This is a genomic window from Ralstonia mojiangensis (genome assembly GCF_023955645.1).
Taxonomy (GTDB): domain Bacteria; phylum Pseudomonadota; class Gammaproteobacteria; order Burkholderiales; family Burkholderiaceae; genus Ralstonia; species Ralstonia mojiangensis.
The window spans coordinates 387125-402029 of the sequence record NZ_JAMXHU010000001.1 but is presented as its reverse complement, the minus strand read 5'-3'; the positions used below and the strand labels follow the sequence as shown (position 1 = coordinate 402029).

Annotated in this window: 16 protein-coding genes; 10 read left to right on the top strand and 6 right to left on the bottom strand. The window is 64.1% G+C overall.

The annotated features are described in order from the left end of the window. The first annotated feature begins 81 nt into the window (after nt 1–81). The 4 genes from NG898_RS01895 to NG898_RS01880 all read left to right on the top strand — a co-directional run bounded on the left by NG898_RS01895 (nt 82) and on the right by NG898_RS01880 (nt 4971). Nucleotides 82–1080, top strand: coding sequence for a bifunctional riboflavin kinase/FAD synthetase (locus NG898_RS01895; protein WP_252690852.1), 999 nt, complete (start codon nt 82–84; stop codon nt 1078–1080). A 102-nt stretch (nt 1081–1182) separates the two neighbouring features. Further along, nucleotides 1183–4062 carry an isoleucine--tRNA ligase gene (ileS, locus tag NG898_RS01890; protein WP_252690851.1) on the top strand — a complete coding sequence of 960 codons (2880 nt, stop codon included), beginning with the start codon at nt 1183–1185 and terminating at the stop codon, nt 4060–4062. After that, nucleotides 4062–4586: a signal peptidase II gene (gene lspA / locus NG898_RS01885; protein ID WP_252690850.1), complete on the top strand. Its 525-nt coding sequence runs from the start codon at nt 4062–4064 to the stop codon at nt 4584–4586. The genes ileS and lspA overlap by 1 nt, the downstream gene beginning before the upstream one ends. A gap of 7 nt (nt 4587–4593) precedes the next feature. Further along, a complete protein-coding gene (locus NG898_RS01880; protein WP_252690849.1) occupies nt 4594–4971 on the top strand; it encodes a DUF4180 domain-containing protein in 378 nt (125 codons plus the stop codon). A 10-nt stretch (nt 4972–4981) separates the two neighbouring features. Here NG898_RS01880 and NG898_RS01875 read toward each other — a convergent pair whose 3' ends face one another. Beyond that, a complete protein-coding gene (locus tag NG898_RS01875; RefSeq protein ID WP_252690848.1) occupies nt 4982–5554 on the bottom strand; it encodes a YdcF family protein in 573 nt (190 codons plus the stop codon). A gap of 149 nt (nt 5555–5703) precedes the next feature. On the opposite strand from NG898_RS01875, the gene coaBC reads away from it, so the two are divergent. From coaBC to dut, 3 genes are read left to right on the top strand one after another with little or no spacing between them, the layout of a single operon-like run. Beyond that, nucleotides 5704–6909 carry a bifunctional phosphopantothenoylcysteine decarboxylase/phosphopantothenate--cysteine ligase CoaBC gene (coaBC, locus tag NG898_RS01870; protein WP_252690847.1) on the top strand — a complete coding sequence of 402 codons (1206 nt, stop codon included), beginning with the start codon at nt 5704–5706 and terminating at the stop codon, nt 6907–6909. After that, entirely contained in the window at nt 6906–7952 is a 1047-nt protein-coding gene (locus NG898_RS01865) for an LLM class flavin-dependent oxidoreductase (RefSeq protein WP_252690846.1), read from the top strand. The genes coaBC and NG898_RS01865 overlap by 4 nt, the downstream gene beginning before the upstream one ends. Next, complete coding sequence (gene dut, locus NG898_RS01860; RefSeq protein WP_252690845.1) at nt 7949–8395, top strand: dUTP diphosphatase; 447 nt, start codon at nt 7949–7951, stop codon at nt 8393–8395. The genes NG898_RS01865 and dut overlap by 4 nt, the downstream gene beginning before the upstream one ends. A gap of 72 nt (nt 8396–8467) precedes the next feature. Here the strand turns inward: dut and clpA are convergent, their stop codons facing one another. Both clpA and clpS read right to left on the bottom strand, forming a co-directional pair. Then, nucleotides 8468–10756, bottom strand: a complete 2289-nt coding sequence (gene clpA, locus NG898_RS01855; RefSeq protein ID WP_252690844.1) for an ATP-dependent Clp protease ATP-binding subunit ClpA — start codon at nt 10754–10756, stop codon at nt 8468–8470. Next, entirely contained in the window at nt 10753–11079 is a 327-nt protein-coding gene (gene clpS, locus NG898_RS01850; RefSeq protein ID WP_011002382.1) for an ATP-dependent Clp protease adapter ClpS, read from the bottom strand. Before clpS ends, clpA begins: the two co-directional genes overlap by 4 nt. Nucleotides 11080–11654: 575 nt before the next feature. Here clpS and NG898_RS01845 point away from each other — a divergent pair. From NG898_RS01845 to NG898_RS01835, 3 genes are all read left to right on the top strand, one after another. Next, nucleotides 11655–11858 carry a cold-shock protein gene (locus tag NG898_RS01845; RefSeq protein ID WP_004631953.1) on the top strand — a complete coding sequence of 68 codons (204 nt, stop codon included), beginning with the start codon at nt 11655–11657 and terminating at the stop codon, nt 11856–11858. 191 nt (nt 11859–12049) lie between these two features. Continuing rightward, entirely contained in the window at nt 12050–12505 is a 456-nt protein-coding gene (locus NG898_RS01840) for a YjjA family protein (RefSeq protein WP_252690843.1), read from the top strand. A gap of 78 nt (nt 12506–12583) precedes the next feature. Beyond that, nucleotides 12584–13204 (top strand): DUF4126 domain-containing protein, encoded by a 621-nt coding sequence (locus NG898_RS01835; RefSeq protein WP_252690842.1) that lies wholly within the window; start codon nt 12584–12586, stop codon nt 13202–13204. A 118-nt stretch (nt 13205–13322) separates the two neighbouring features. Here the strand turns inward: NG898_RS01835 and NG898_RS01830 are convergent, their stop codons facing one another. Genes NG898_RS01830 through cydB form a run of 3 tightly spaced genes read right to left on the bottom strand, consistent with a single transcriptional unit; the run spans nt 13323 to nt 14901 of the window. Then, on the bottom strand, nt 13323–13610 hold the full coding sequence (locus tag NG898_RS01830; protein WP_252690841.1) for a cyd operon YbgE family protein: 288 nt from the start codon (nt 13608–13610) through the stop codon (nt 13323–13325). After that, a complete protein-coding gene (gene cydX / locus NG898_RS01825) occupies nt 13607–13735 on the bottom strand; it encodes a cytochrome bd-I oxidase subunit CydX (protein ID WP_024974957.1) in 129 nt (42 codons plus the stop codon). The genes NG898_RS01830 and cydX overlap by 4 nt, the downstream gene beginning before the upstream one ends. Before the next feature lie 23 nt (nt 13736–13758). Further along, complete coding sequence (gene cydB, locus NG898_RS01820; RefSeq protein ID WP_252690840.1) at nt 13759–14901, bottom strand: cytochrome d ubiquinol oxidase subunit II; 1143 nt, start codon at nt 14899–14901, stop codon at nt 13759–13761. Nucleotides 14902–14905 lie beyond the last annotated feature (4 nt).

The window sequence follows — 14905 nt, the reverse complement described above, 5'->3', positions numbered from 1 at the left end:
CGTTTTGCTGGATTTTGGCGGCTGCCACGCCAATCCGGCACGAAAACGCACTTCTCCTTTCCTCGACCACCGACGCTTCTCGTGAAAGTCTTTCGCGGCCTGCCCAACGCCGAAAGTCGCGCGCCCTGCGCGTTGACCATCGGCAACTTCGACGGCGTGCACCGCGGGCACCAGTCTCTGCTGGCCCGCGCACGCGCGGCGGCCGACGCACGCGGATTGCCGCTCACGGTGATGACGTTCGAGCCGCATCCGCGCGAATTCTTCATGCCGGACCGCGCACCCACCCGCATTGCGCTGCTGCGCGACAAGCTGGAAAGCCTGCGCCGCCAGGGCGTCGACCGTGTGGTCGTGGAGCATTTCAACGCGCATTTCGCCGGACAAACGCCGGACGAGTTCGTGCGCAATGTTCTGGTCGATGGCCTGCACACGCGCTGGCTGCTGGTCGGCGATGATTTCCGCTTCGGCGCCAAGCGCGCGGGCGATTTCAACTATCTGCAGGCCGCCGGCGCCCAGTTCGGCTTTGAAGTCGAGCAGATGGGCTCGGTGTCGGAATCCGGCATCCGCATCTCCAGCTCGGCCGTGCGCGAGGCGCTGGCCGCCGGTGACCTTGAACACGCCCGCCGCCTGTTGGGTCACGGTTATGCCATCAGCGGACACGTGGTGCACGGGCAAAAGCTCGGCCGCTCGCTGGGCTTTCCGACGCTGAATTTGCGCATCTCGCATCGCAAGCCGGCCGTCGCCGGCATCTTTGTCGTGCAGGTGCACGGGCTGGCCGAAAAGCCGCTGCCGGCCGTCGCCAGCATTGGCGTGCGACCGACGGTGGACGACTCAGGCCGCGTGCTGCTGGAAGTGCATATCTTTGATTACCACGCCAGCGTCTACGGCAAGCTGGTGCGCGTGGAGTTCATGAAGAAGCTCCGCGACGAGGCCCGCTTCGATTCGCTCGATGCACTGAAGGACGCCATTGCACAGGACTGCATCGACGCCCGCAACTTCTTCGGCCTGCCGATTCCGCCGGCGGGTGAATCGCCCGCGTTGCGACGCGATTTCGCCACTTCCGCCACTGACCGAATTCAGTAGGCGGCTGACACACTCGCCGCCCGAACGCCGCACACCGCAAGCGCCCCTGCCCTGGCGCGCCTGCACCGATCCGATTTGCCCGAATCTGCCCCACATCACATCATGTCTGACGCCAAGAAGCCCACGCCGGAGAAGAGCAAGTACCCGGTCAACCTGCTGGACACCCCGTTCCCCATGCGCGGCGATCTGCCCAAGCGCGAGCCACAGTGGGTGAAGCAATGGCAGGACAAGCAGCTCTACAAGAAGATCCGCGCTGCGCGCAAGGGCGCGAAGAAGTTCATCCTCCACGATGGCCCCCCGTATGCCAACGGTGATCTGCACATCGGCCACGCGGTCAACAAGATCCTCAAGGACATGGTGATCAAGGCGCGCGGCCTGACCGGGCTGGACGCCGTTTATGTGCCGGGCTGGGATTGCCACGGCATGCCGATCGAAATCCAGATCGAGAAGCAGTTCGGCAAGGGCCTGCCTGTCCAGGAAGTGCAAGAGAAAGCGCGTGCGTACGCCACCGGCCAGATCGCGCGCCAGAAGGCGGATTTCGAGCGCCTGGGCGTGCTGGGCGACTGGGCCGATCCGTATCTGACCATGAACTTCCGCAACGAAGCGGATGAAGTTCGTGCGCTGGGCAAGATCCTGGAGAAGGGCTACGTCTTCCGCGGCCTGAAGCCGGTCAACTGGTGCTTCGACTGCGGCTCGGCGCTGGCGGAAGCGGAAGTCGAATACGCGGACCGCACCGACCTGTCGATCGACGTCGGCTTCCCGTTTGCCGATATCGACGCACTGGCCAGCGCCTTCCACGTTGGCGCCGACGTGCTCAAGGCCAAGCAAGGCTGGATCGTGATCTGGACCACCACGCCGTGGACGATCCCTTCCAACCAAGCGCTGAACCTGCACCCGGAAATCGAATACGCGCTGGTCGACACATCGCGCGGCCTGCTGATCGTTGCCAGGGAGCGCGTCGAAGCTTGCCTGCAAAGCTGGAAGCTTGAAGGCACCGTGCTGGCCACGTGCGAAGGCGCAGCCCTGTCGGGCGCGCGCTTCCACCATCCGCTCGCCAAGATGGACGCGGGCTACGATCGCACTTCGCCCGTCTACCTGGGCGACTACGTGACCATCGATACCGGCACCGGCATCGTCCACTCCGCGCCCGCGTACGGCGTGGAAGATTTCCAGTCGTGCAAGTCGCACGGCATGCCGGATTCCGAAATCATCAACCCGGTGATGGGCAACGGCGTGTACGCATCGACGCTGCCGCTGTTTGGCGGCCAGATGATCTGGGACGCCAATCCGAAGATCGTCGAAGTGCTGCGCGAATCGGGCAACCTGTTCGATGCGCACAAGCACCCGCATAGCTACATGCATTGCTGGCGCCACAAGACGCCGATCATCTACCGCGCCACGTCGCAGTGGTTTGCGGGGATGGACGTGCAGCCCAACGACGGCAACAGCACGCTGCGTGAAACGGCGTTGGCAGGCATCGATGCCACCGCGTTCTACCCGTCGTGGGGCAAACAGCGCCTGCACAACATGATCGCCAACCGCCCGGACTGGACGCTGTCGCGCCAGCGCCAATGGGGCGTGCCGATGGCCTTCTTCGTCCACAAGGAAACCGGCGCGCTGCACCCGCGCACGCCGGAGCTGCTTGAGCAAGTCGCCCAGCGCATCGAAAAGAGCGGCATCGAAGCCTGGCAGACGCTCGATCCGCGCGAGCTGCTCGGCGATGAGGCCGACATGTATGAGAAGAACCGCGACACGCTCGACGTGTGGTTCGACTCGGGCACGACGCACTGGCACGTCATTCGCGGCTCGCACGCGGCGGATCTGTACGACGCTTCAGCCGACCTGCCGGACGGTCGCCTGGCCGATCTGTACCTGGAAGGCTCCGACCAGCACCGCGGCTGGTTCCACTCGTCGCTGCTGACGGCTTCGATGCTGTACGGCAAGCCGCCGTACAAGGGCCTGCTCACGCACGGCTTCACGGTCGACGGCGAAGGCCGCAAGATGTCCAAGTCGATCGGCAACACGATCGCGCCGCAGGAAATCGCCAACAAGATGGGCGCCGAGATCATCCGCCTGTGGGTGGCCTCGACCGACTACTCGGGCGAACTGGCCATCTCGGATGAAATCCTGAAGCGCGTGGTGGAAGGCTATCGCCGCATCCGCAACACGCTGCGCTTCCTGCTCGCCAACCTGACGGATTACGACCACGCCAAGCACGCGCTGCCGACCGAGCAATGGCTGGAAATCGACCGCTATGCCGTGGCGCTGACGGATTCGCTGCAGAAGGAAGTGCTGTCGCACTACGACGTGTACGAGTTCCACCCGGTGGTCGCCAAGCTGCAGACGTTCTGCTCGGAAGACCTGGGCGGCTTCTACCTCGACGTGCTGAAGGACCGCCTGTACACCACGGCGCCCGATTCCGTAGCGCGCCGCTCCGCACAGAACGCGCTGTACCACATCACCCAGGCAATGCTGCACTGGATGGCGCCGTTCCTGTCGTTCACGGCGGAAGAGGCCTGGCAGGTGTTTGCACACGGCACGGAGCACACCGACACCATCTTCACCAGCACGTATTACAACGCTCCGGTGCCGCAAGGCGCCAGCGCCCTGCTGGAGAAGTGGGCCGCCATCCGCAACGTGCGCGGCGAAGTGACCAAGCAGTTGGAAGCGCTGCGCATCGACGGCAAGATCGGCTCGTCGCTCCAGGCGGAAGTGACGGTATCGGCAGGTGAATCGGTGTATGACGCGCTGGCCAGCCTCGGCGACGACCTGCGCTTTGTGCTGATCACGTCCGCGGCCAAACTGGAGCGTGCGCCGGAAGGCGGCGATCTGCTCATCACCGTGGTGCCGTCCACGCACGCCAAGTGCGAGCGCTGCTGGCATTACCGCGCCGACGTCGGCCACGACCATGCCCACCCGACCCTCTGCAAGCGCTGCACCGATAACCTGTTCGGTGCCGGCGAACAACGGAGCGCTGCCTGATGGCCACTCGCAACAACGGCAAGAGCAAGTCGATCGGGTTGAAGAAGAGCAGCGGCGGTCATGGCGTGGGCTCCTGGCTGGGCCTGGCCGTCATCTGGATCCTGCTGGACCAGTTGACCAAGATCGCCGTCCTCAAAACCTTCACTTACGGCGAGTCGCGGCCGATCACCGGCTTCTTCAACCTGGTGCTCGCCTATAACAAGGGGGCGGCATTTTCGTTCCTGGCCGCGGCGGGCGGCTGGCAGCGCTGGTTCTTCACGGGCCTGGGCGTGGCGGCGGCGCTGTTCATCGTGTGGCTGCTCAAGCGGCACAGCGGGCAAAAGCTGTTCTGCTTTGCGCTGGCGCTCATTCTGGGCGGCGCGCTGGGCAACGTGATTGACCGTGTCATCTACGGTCATGTGGTGGACTTCCTCGACTTCTACCTGCACAACTACCACTGGCCCGCCTTCAACGTGGCGGACTGCGGCATCACCATCGGCGCGGTGCTGCTGATCGTTGACGAACTGCGGCGCGTGCGTCGCTGACCCTGCGATGCCAGAACTCCAGCAGTGGAATGGTGAAGCGGTGCTGTGCCTCGACGAGGCCGGCCCGCCCATCGCCACCGAACAGGACGCGCTGGACCACCTGATCGGCGAGGCGCTAGGGCATGGCGCATCGATGGTTGCCGTGCCGGTCAGCCGCCTCGATGCGACGTTCTTTGTGCTGCGCACCGGCTTGGCTGGCGGCATCGCGCAGAAGATCACGAACTACCGACTGAAGCTCGCCGTGGTCGGTGACATCTCGGCGCATCTCCACGCCAGCAGCGCGCTGCGCGACTGGGTGCGGGAATCCAATAAGCGCGACACGATCCGCTTCGTTCCGTCGTTCGACGATCTGGCCGCCAACGCGCGGCCCTTGCCAGCGGAATGATCGCGCAGCGTCAGTAGCGCACGGCGTACCACGCCCGTTTGACGTATTCGGCAAGAATCGACCCCGCTTCATAGATCGGCATCGACTTGGCCAGCGTGTCGCCCGGGAATACGCCTTGCGCACCCCAAGTGACTTCCGGCCACACCTTGCGGAACACCGCCAGCGCCCGGCCGGTGTGATACCAGCTCGTGACCAGGATTGCGCTCTGCACCTGCTGGCCCGCCAGCGTCTCGCGCGTCATCCGCGCATTTTCCATCGTGCTGCCGGACACACATTCGTGGCCGATGCGCTCCGCCGGCACGCCGGCCATCACAAGGCGGCGCTCGATCAGCAGGCAATCGCCCTGGCCGCTGACGAACACGCGAGGCGCTACACCCGCGTGATACAGCTCGGCAGCGCCGATCACGCGCTGGCCCGACTCTCCGCCCAGCACAACGATCACGTCTGCGTGCGCGAGCCTCGGCTCCTCGCGCAGCCATGCCTTCGCCCCGCAGACGAGCACGGCAGCGGCCACCACCGCAACGATGGCGCAACCGCCAATCCAAGCGAGGACATTGCGAACTGCTGAACGACCGAAAACCATATCGGGAATGCGCATTTGAGGAAAAACCCGGGCGCCAGACGCGCCGCGGGGCAAGCCGGTATCATCGCCACTGTTGAGCAGGAAGCCCGGGCACCGGGTTGTATCCTGCCCGCGCATATCGCGTCAATCGGATTCCCAAGCGGGTTGTTATGGAACTGCAAGGCAAACATTTCGTGCTCGGCCTGACCGGTGGCATCGCGTGCTACAAGTCGGCCGAGCTGGTGCGGCTCTTGACCAAGGCGGGCGCAACCGTGCAGGTGGTGATGACCGAGGCCGCCACGCACTTCATCACGCCGGTGACAATGCAGGCGCTTTCCGGGCGACCTGTCTTCACGTCGCAGTGGGACGGCCGCATCGGCAACAACATGCCGCATATCGACCTGTCGCGCGAGGCGGATGCCATCGTCATCGCGCCGGCGTCCACCGACTTTCTGGCCAAGCTCGCGCACGGCATGGCCGACGATCTGCTCTCCACGCTGTGCATCGCGCGCGATTGCCCGCTACTCGTCGCGCCCGCGATGAACCGCCAGATGTGGGCCGCACCCGCCACGCAGCGTAACGCCGCCCAGTTGCGCGCGGATGACGTCACCCTGCTCGGCCCCGATGCCGGCGACCAGGCCTGCGGCGAAGTCGGCGACGGCCGCATGCTGGAGCCGGAGGACATCGTCGAGCAGCTCATCGGCTTCTTCCAGCCCAAGCTGCTGCGCGGTCACCGCGTACTGCTGACGGCCGGCCCGACCTTCGAGCCGATCGACCCCGTGCGCGGCATCACGAACCTGTCCAGCGGCAAGATGGGTTTTGCGCTGGCACGTGCCGCGTCGCAGGCCGGTGCAGAAGTCACGCTGGTTGCTGGGCCGTGCCATCAGGACACGCCCGCAGGCGTGCTGCGCATCGACGTGCAAACCGCCCAGCAGATGCACGACGCCGTCATGCACGAGCTGGATGGTGCCAAGAGCGACATCTTCATCGCCGTTGCGGCGGTGGCCGACTGGCGCGTGGCGCAAGCCGCGGAACAGAAGCTCAAGAAGCAGAACGATTCCGACGTACCGTCCCTTACGTTCACACAGAACCCGGACATCCTGGCCGGTGTGGCGCGCCGGGCGAATGCGCCTTTCTGCGTCGGCTTTGCGGCCGAAACCGAACGGTTGGAAGAGTTCGGCGAGGCTAAGCGCAAGAAGAAAGGCATTCCTTTGCTGGTCGGCAATCTTGGTCAGCAGACCTTCGGCCGCGACGACAACGAAGTCGCACTCTTCGATGCAAAGGGCATCACGCGCCTGCCGCGCGCCGACAAGTTGACGCTCGCGCGCCAGATCGTCGCCGCCATCGCCGACCGCGTGCATGGGGCACGATCATGAGTGCCGCGCCAATCCGCCTGTCCGTCCTGGACCAAAGCCCCGTCATCTACGGCCACAGCGCACGCGATGCCATCGCCGCGACGGTCGACCTGGCGCAACTGACGGATTCGCTCGGCTACACGCGCTACTGGTGCGCCGAGCACCACGGCCTGCGCGGCGTGAGCAACCCCGCGCCGGAAGTGATGATCGCCCGTGTGGCGAGCGCCACGAAGCACCTGCGCGTGGGCTCCGGCGGCGTGATGTTGCCCTACTACAGCCCCTTCAAGCTGGCCGAGCAGTTCCGCCTGCTGGAAGCGCTGTTCCCCAACCGCATCGACCTGGGCGTCGGCCGCGCACCCGGCGGCGACATGCGCACCGCGCAAGCCGTGGCCATGGGCGATTACAACCGCGGCGATATCTTCCCGCAGCAGGTGCAGGAACTGATCTGGCACCTGACAGGCACGCTGCCGCCAGACCACCCGGCAGCCGGCGTTCTGTTGCAACCCGAAATCGATACCCAACCCGAGTTGTGGATGCTCGGCTCCAGCGATTTTGGCGGCGCGCTGGCCGCGCGCCTGGGTATCCGTTTCGCGTTCGCGCACTTCATCAACCCGCACGTCGGGCACATCGTTGCCCAGCAGTACCGCACGGATTTCGAGCCCGGCTACGATGCGCGCCCATATAGCGCCGCCGCCATCTTCGTGATCGCCGCCGACACCGACGCCGAGGCGCGCCGCTATGAAGCCGCGATTGACCTGCGCCGCGTGCAGATGGCGCTGGGCGTAAACGGCCCGATCCCAACCGTCGAACAAGGCGAAGCCCACGTCTATACTGAGCGCGACCAGGCCATCGTCATGCGCGAGCGGCCACGCAGCATCATCGGCACACCGGAATCCGTGGCCGAGCAGATGCATGCGCTCAAGGAACGCTTCGTCGCCGATGAACTGATCGTGCTGACCGTCGCACCCAGCTACAAGGCGCGCCTGCGCTCGTATGAGCTGCTGGCGGAGGCGTTTGCGCTACCATCTCCGGCTTCTGCAACCTCTTCGGCCTGCCCCGCATGAAACTCGACGTCAAGATCCTCGACGCCCGCCTGCACGAACAGCTCCCGCAGTACGCCACCACCGGCAGCGCCGGGCTGGACCTGCGCGCCTGCATCGACGCCCCGCTCACCATCGAGCCCGGCACCACGCATCTGGTCCCGACCGGCATGGCCATCCACCTGGCCGACTCGGGCTATGCCGCGCTGATCCTGCCGCGCTCTGGCATGGGCCACAAGCACGGTATCGTGCTCGGCAACCTGGTCGGCCTGATCGATTCGGACTACCAGGGCCAGCTCATGGTCAGCACATGGAACCGCGGCAGCACGGCGTTCGTGCTCAATCCGATGGAGCGCCTCGCACAATTGGTGATCGTGCCGGTGGTGCAAGCCGAGCTGAACATCGTCGACGACTTTGCCGAGAGCGAGCGTGGCGCGGGTGGTTTCGGTAGCACGGGGCGCCACTGACAACATCGCCCGCGCATAAGAAAAAGGCCCGGAAATTCCGGGCCTTTTTATTTGCAGCAACAGACAGCCTTGTCAGGCTTCGGCTTCTTCCTGAGCGGGTGCCGGCGGCGCCTCGTTCTCGGAGAACTCCAGCTTTACCGCGTCGGCATCGTCCAGGTCCACGATCACCTTGCCCCCATTGGTCAACTTGCCGAACAGCAGTTCGTCGGCCAGCGCCTTGCGGATCAGGTCTTGAATCAACCGTTGCATCGGACGTGCACCCATCAGTGGGTCGAAGCCCTTCTTCGCCAGGAAGCGACGCAGCTTCTCGGTGAAGATGGCATCCACCTTCTTCTCGTGCAGTTGCTCTTCCAGCTGCATGAGGAACTTGTCGACCACGCGCATGATGATTTCCTCATCGAGCGAGCGGAAGCTGATGGTCGCATCCAGACGGTTGCGGAACTCCGGCGTGAACATGCGCTTGATGTCGGCCATCTCGTCGCCCTGTTCGCGCGTCGTGGTGAAACCGATCGTTGCCTTGTTCATCGTCTCGGCGCCCGCATTGGTCGTCATGATGATGATCACGTTGCGGAAATCCGCCTTGCGGCCGTTGTTGTCCGTCAGCGCGCCGTGGTCCATCACCTGCAGCAGGATGTTGAAGATGTCCGGGTGCGCCTTCTCGATCTCGTCCAGCAGCAGCACGCAGTGCGGCTTCTTGGTCACGGCTTCCGTCAGCAGACCGCCCTGATCGAAGCCCACGTAGCCTGGAGGCGCGCCGATCAACCGACTCACCGCATGGCGCTCCATGTACTCCGACATGTCAAAGCGGATCAGCTCGATGCCCAGGATGAACGCGAGCTGCTTGGCAACTTCCGTCTTGCCCACGCCCGTCGGGCCGCTGAACAGGAACGAGCCGATCGGCTTGTCCGTCTTGCCCAGGCCGGCACGCGACATCTTGATGGCCGAGGCCAGCGCGTCGATCGCCGGGTCTTGTCCGAACACGACCGACTTCAGGTCGCGCTCCAGCGTCTGCAGCTTGCTGCGGTCGTCCTGCGACACGCTTTGCGGCGGAATGCGGGCAATACGCGAAACGATGTCTTCGATGTCCGCCTTGCCGATGGTCTTCTTCTGCTTCGACTTCGGCAGGATGCGCTGCGCGGCACCGGCTTCGTCGATCACGTCGATCGCCTTGTCCGGCAAATGGCGGTCGGTGATGAAGCGCGCCGACAGCTCAGCCGCCGCAGTCAACGCCGACGATGCGTACTTCACGCCGTGGTGCTCTTCAAAACGGGACTTCAGGCCGCGCAAAATCTGCACGGTCTGATCAACCGTCGGCTCCACCACGTCGATCTTCTGGAAGCGGCGCGACAGCGCTGCGTCTTTCTCAAAGATGCCGCGATATTCCGTGAACGTCGTCGCACCGATGCACTTGAGCGCGCCCGACGACAGCGCCGGCTTGAGCAGGTTGCTTGCGTCCAGCGTGCCGCCCGAAGCGGCGCCTGCGCCGATCAGCGTATGGATCTCGTCGATGAACAGGATCGCGTTCGGGTTGTCCTTGAGCGACTTCAGCACGCCCTTCAGGCGTTGCTCGAAGTCACCGCGGTATTTGGTGCCGGCCAGCAGCGCGCCCATGTCGAGCGAATAGACGACGGACTTCGCGAGGATGTCCGGCACTTCGCCTTTCGTGATGCGCCATGCCAGGCCTTCAGCGATGGCCGTCTTGCCGACACCGGCCTCGCCCACCAGCAGCGGGTTGTTCTTGCGGCGGCGGCACAGCACCTGCACCACGCGCTCGACTTCCTGCTCACGGCCGATCAGCGGATCGATCTTGCCGGCCTTGGCCAGCGCGTTCAGGTTCTGGGTGAACTGCTCCAGCGGGCTTTCCTTGCCGTCGCCGCCTTCGCCTTCGGGGTTGCCTTCGCCCTGCTTGGCAGGCTCAGCCTGGTCCTTGCGGATGCCGTGGCTGATGAAGTTCACGACGTCCAGCCGGGTCACGCCCTGCTGCTGCAGGTAGTACACCGCGTGCGAATCCTTCTCGCCGAAGATGGCGACCAGCACGTTCGCGCCCGTCACTTCCTTCTTGCCGTTGGACGTGGATTGCACGTGCATGATGGCGCGCTGGATCACACGCTGGAAACCCAGCGTGGGTTGCGTGTCCACCTCGTCCGTGCCGGGCACCACAGGCGTGTTGTCGGCGATGAAGTTCTTCAGATGCGTGCGAAGGTCTTCGATATTGGCGGCGCAGGCGCGCAGCACCTCCGCGGCCGTCGGATTGTCCAGCAGCGCAAGCAGCAGATGCTCCACCGTAATGAATTCGTGGCGAGCCTGCCGGGCTTCGACAAACGCCATGTGCAGGCTGACTTCCAGTTCTTGCGCGATCATGCTTCCTCCATCACGCACTGCAGCGGATGCCCCGCTTGCCGTGCATGGGTTGACACTAATTCCACTTTCGTCGCGGCGATATCCCGTGTGTAGATACCGCACACGCCCCTACCTTCCCGATGCACAGTCAGCATGATCTGTGTGGCGGTCTCCCGGTCTTTGCTGAAATACTGCTGAAGAATCATCACGACGAATTCCATCGGGGTGTAGTCGTCGTTGAGCAGCAGCACCTTGTACATCGCGGGCGGTTTGAGCGCTTGCTCTTTCCGCTCGAGGACGGTGCCTGCATCGTGTTGTGGAGTGGTCGCTTGCCGGATTGCCATGGTCTTATTCTAACCACTCCTTTCGAGTTCGCAATTTGGGGAAATAACACCGACTTCAAGGTCTACAAACGGTTTGGCCCGGGGAGCGTGCGTCCGTCAGCCCTCGGGCGCGAGGCGTTTTACCGCCCCTGCGTTGGCTGGAACCGGCGCAAGCTCCGCGCCTGAGATGCCAATCGTTTTCCGTACTTGGAGGCGATCGGCTGGATTTCGAGCAAAACCTCTTCAGAAACTGACCGTTTTTCGCCACAAACCCACCCTTTGTGGCCTTGACAGTCTCTTACAATCCTCGAACAATCGAATTCAGCATGTGCGCCCTACTGCCCCGCAAACCGTTGGCAGCGAGCCGCATGAATGGTGAGCCCGGGAGGCCTCACACCAGTCGACAACAGATCGACAACCGCTTCAGGCTGTGGCGTTTGCCACAAGAAGACCGATCGCTTGCGGCGCGGTTCCACCCGCGCCATTCGTCGTGCCGTGCAGGCCGGCGGCCGGGCGATGACTGCGCGGTACCGCTCTGCACTGCCCCGACAGGCATACCTCCCGGCTCGGACTTGTGTTTTAACGGAGGGGTTTTCATGGCACTCGGTACGGTCAAATGGTTTAACGACGCCAAGGGTTTCGGTTTCATCTCGCCTGACGAAGGCGGCGAAGAGCTGTTTGCGCATTTCTCGGCCATCCAAATGGCTGGCTTCAAGACGCTCAAGGAAAATCAGCGCGTCTCGTTTGAAGTGACGCAAGGCCCGAAGGGCAAGCAGGCCACCAACATCCAGGCTGCCTGATTGGCGTTGCGCGGCACCCCGCCGGATGGCGACGGTGTCCAAATGCAAAAAACCCGGCGACATGCCGGGTTTTTTGTTGCCTCGGCGCGAGACAATGCCGGAGATATCTCGCCGCGCGCAATACTTCATTTCAGCGGGTTGTGCGCTACGGCATGGATGATCCCCGTGTCATTTCAAGGAGGCCCCCGCCCATGAAACATTCTCTGCCCCGCACCGCCGCCACGGCCACGCTGCTGATTGCCGTGCTACTTCCTGCTGCCGCCCGCGCCCAGCTTGGCGACCTCATCAAGGGGGCCACGCAGGGCAACAGCCAGGGCGCCACAGGCGGCCTTGGCAGCATCGGCAGCCTGGGCGGTGTGCCGTCGCTCGGGTCACTGACGTCGGGGAGCACCGGCAATGTAGCTGGCGTGCTGGAATTCTGCATGAAGAACAATTACCTGGGCGGCGCGACCGATGCGGCGTCGGTCAAGGACAAGCTGCTCGGCAAGCTGGGCGGTGCGCCAGCGTCCAACCCGGGTTACACCGACGGCACAAAAGGCATCCTGACCGGCTCGGATGGCAACGCATTCGACCTGAGCAGCATCAAGTCGCAGATCACCCGGCAGGCTTGCGACAAGATCCTGTCGCAGGGCAAATCACTGCTTTAAGCCGCGGCGTCGGCGAGCGCGCACTACACTGCAATATCGACTGGCCGTTCGCCTACCCTTTCCGCCCCAAGGAGCCACATGCTGGAAACCGCCGCGCTGGCCGCCGGGCTGTCCTGGACCAGCGGATTCCGCCTCTATCTGGCCGTATTTGCCGCCGGCGTGCTTGGCCGCACGGGCTGGCTGCATTTGCCGCCGGGCCTGCAGATGCTGGAATCGTGGTGGGTGATCGGCCTGGCCGGCGTGCTGGCCGTGGCGGAATTTCTCGCCGACAAGATTCCCGGTTTCGATTCCGTGTGGGATGGCATTCAGACTTTCATCCGCGTGCCTGCGGGCGCAATTCTGGCTGCGGCCGCGTTCGGGCAGCTCGATCCGCAATGGATGGTGGCTGCGGGATTGATTGGCGGGACGCTGGCCGGCACAGCACATGCCACCAAGGCCGGCACGCGCGCGCTGATCAACACGTCGCCGGAACCGTTCTCGAACTGGGTGGCGTCGTTCAGTGAAGACGTGGCCGCCAGCGGTGGTTTGCTGATGGCATTTTTCCTGCCAGTTGCGTTCTTGGTGGTGCTGGGGCTGCTGCTGTTGGTATCGGTGTGGTTACTGCCCAAGCTGTGGCGCGGCGTGCGGCGCCTGCGAGATGCGCTGCGCGGGCGATCACCTGAGCCGCCGCCGACCGGTACCACCCGGCTGCCGCGCTAAGAGTCGCTAACCAAACCTAGCGCAGCGATCCTGGCTAGGCGCGACGACGCAGACAGTACAAAGGTACGGCAAGGAGGAGCAACGACGCCAGGAAGGTTTTGTTAGCGACTCTAAGGCGCTACCCAAAGGCGCGCAGCAACCCGAACAGCGTCAGGGCCAGCGCGCACGCCCACCCGGAAAACAGCACGCGCCAGACCTTGTTGCGCGGAACAAACCCCACACCCCGCACCAGCCCCGCGCTCATCGCCCAAAACAGCAGCACGGCAAGACCGTGGTCGGCATGCCCGTCGCGATTGGCGAGGATGTACGGATACACCGTGCCCACCGCCATCACGAGCAACCCGGCTGCCAGGCTGGCGGCGTGGATGCGCGGCTTGTCGGTGGTGCTCACGTTCGCTGTGCTCATTCGCGGTCCGGGTTCGGATTGTTCGCATTGGCGGCGCGGTCGTCGCTCACCTCACCCCACATTGCATTGAGCACCGCCAGCAGCACAGCAAAGCCGACACCCAGGACCCAACTGAAGTACCACATGGATTTGCTCTCCTGTGCCGCGGTTAGTAAGCCGAGTGCTCGTTGGCGCGGATGTGCTCGACCGTCACCTTGCCGCGCATCACACGGTAGCACCAGCTTGTGTAGGCGATGACGATGGGCGTGAAGATGATCGCCGCCCAGAACATCAGGCCCAGCGTGAAGTGGCTGGAAACGCTGTCCCACACCGTGAGGCTGGCGCCTGGCATGCTCGACGAAGGCAGCACGAACGGGAACATCGATGCCCCGGCCGTCGCGACGATGCCCGCCAGCCCCAGCGACGACAGCGCGAACGCGGCAAGCGTGCGCCCCGCCCGCGACAGCACGACGGCCAGCAGCGGGCCAATCACGCCGATTGCCGGCAACGCCCAAAGCAACGGCTGCTTCTGATAGTTTCGCCACCATGCGTCAGCCGTGCGCGCGACGGTCTTGGCCATCGGGTTGGCAAGCCCAGCAGGGTCGATGGCCGAGGTGATGATGTAGCCTTCGATGCTCCCTGCATACAACCACGCGCCGGCCGCAATAAACGCCACCACCGCGACGATAGCCGCGCCAGTGGCAGCATTGGTGGCGCGCTGTTGGACAACGCCCTCCGTCCGGTGGGCGAGGTAGATGCCGCCATGCATGGTGATCATCGCGCTCGACACCACGCCCGTCAGGATGGCAAACGGATTCAGCAGTTGCCAGAACGTGCCGGTGTACGTCACCACCATGAAATTGTCGAAGTGGAACGGCACGCCCTGCAGCAGGTTGCCGAACGCCACGCCAAAGATGAGCGGCGGCACCGCGCCCCCGATGAAGAGACCCACGTCCCACACTTTGCGCCACGTGGCGTTGTGGATCTTGCTCCGGTAGTCAAACCCGACCGGCCGGAAAAACAGCGCCCACAGCACCGCCAGCATCGCCCAGTAGAACCCGCTGAACGCGGTGGCATAGACCAGCGGCCATGCGGCAAAGATGGCGCCACCGCCCGTGATAAACCAGACCTGGTTGCCGTCCCAGTGCGGGCCGATGGTGTTGATCATCACGCGGCGCTCGTCGTCGGTCTTGCCGACAAAGGGCAGCAGCGTGCCGACGCCCATGTCGTGTCCGTCCATGATGGCAAAGCCGATCAGCAACACGCCGATGAGCAGCCACCAGATGACCTTGAGGGTTGGGTAATCGAACATGGCG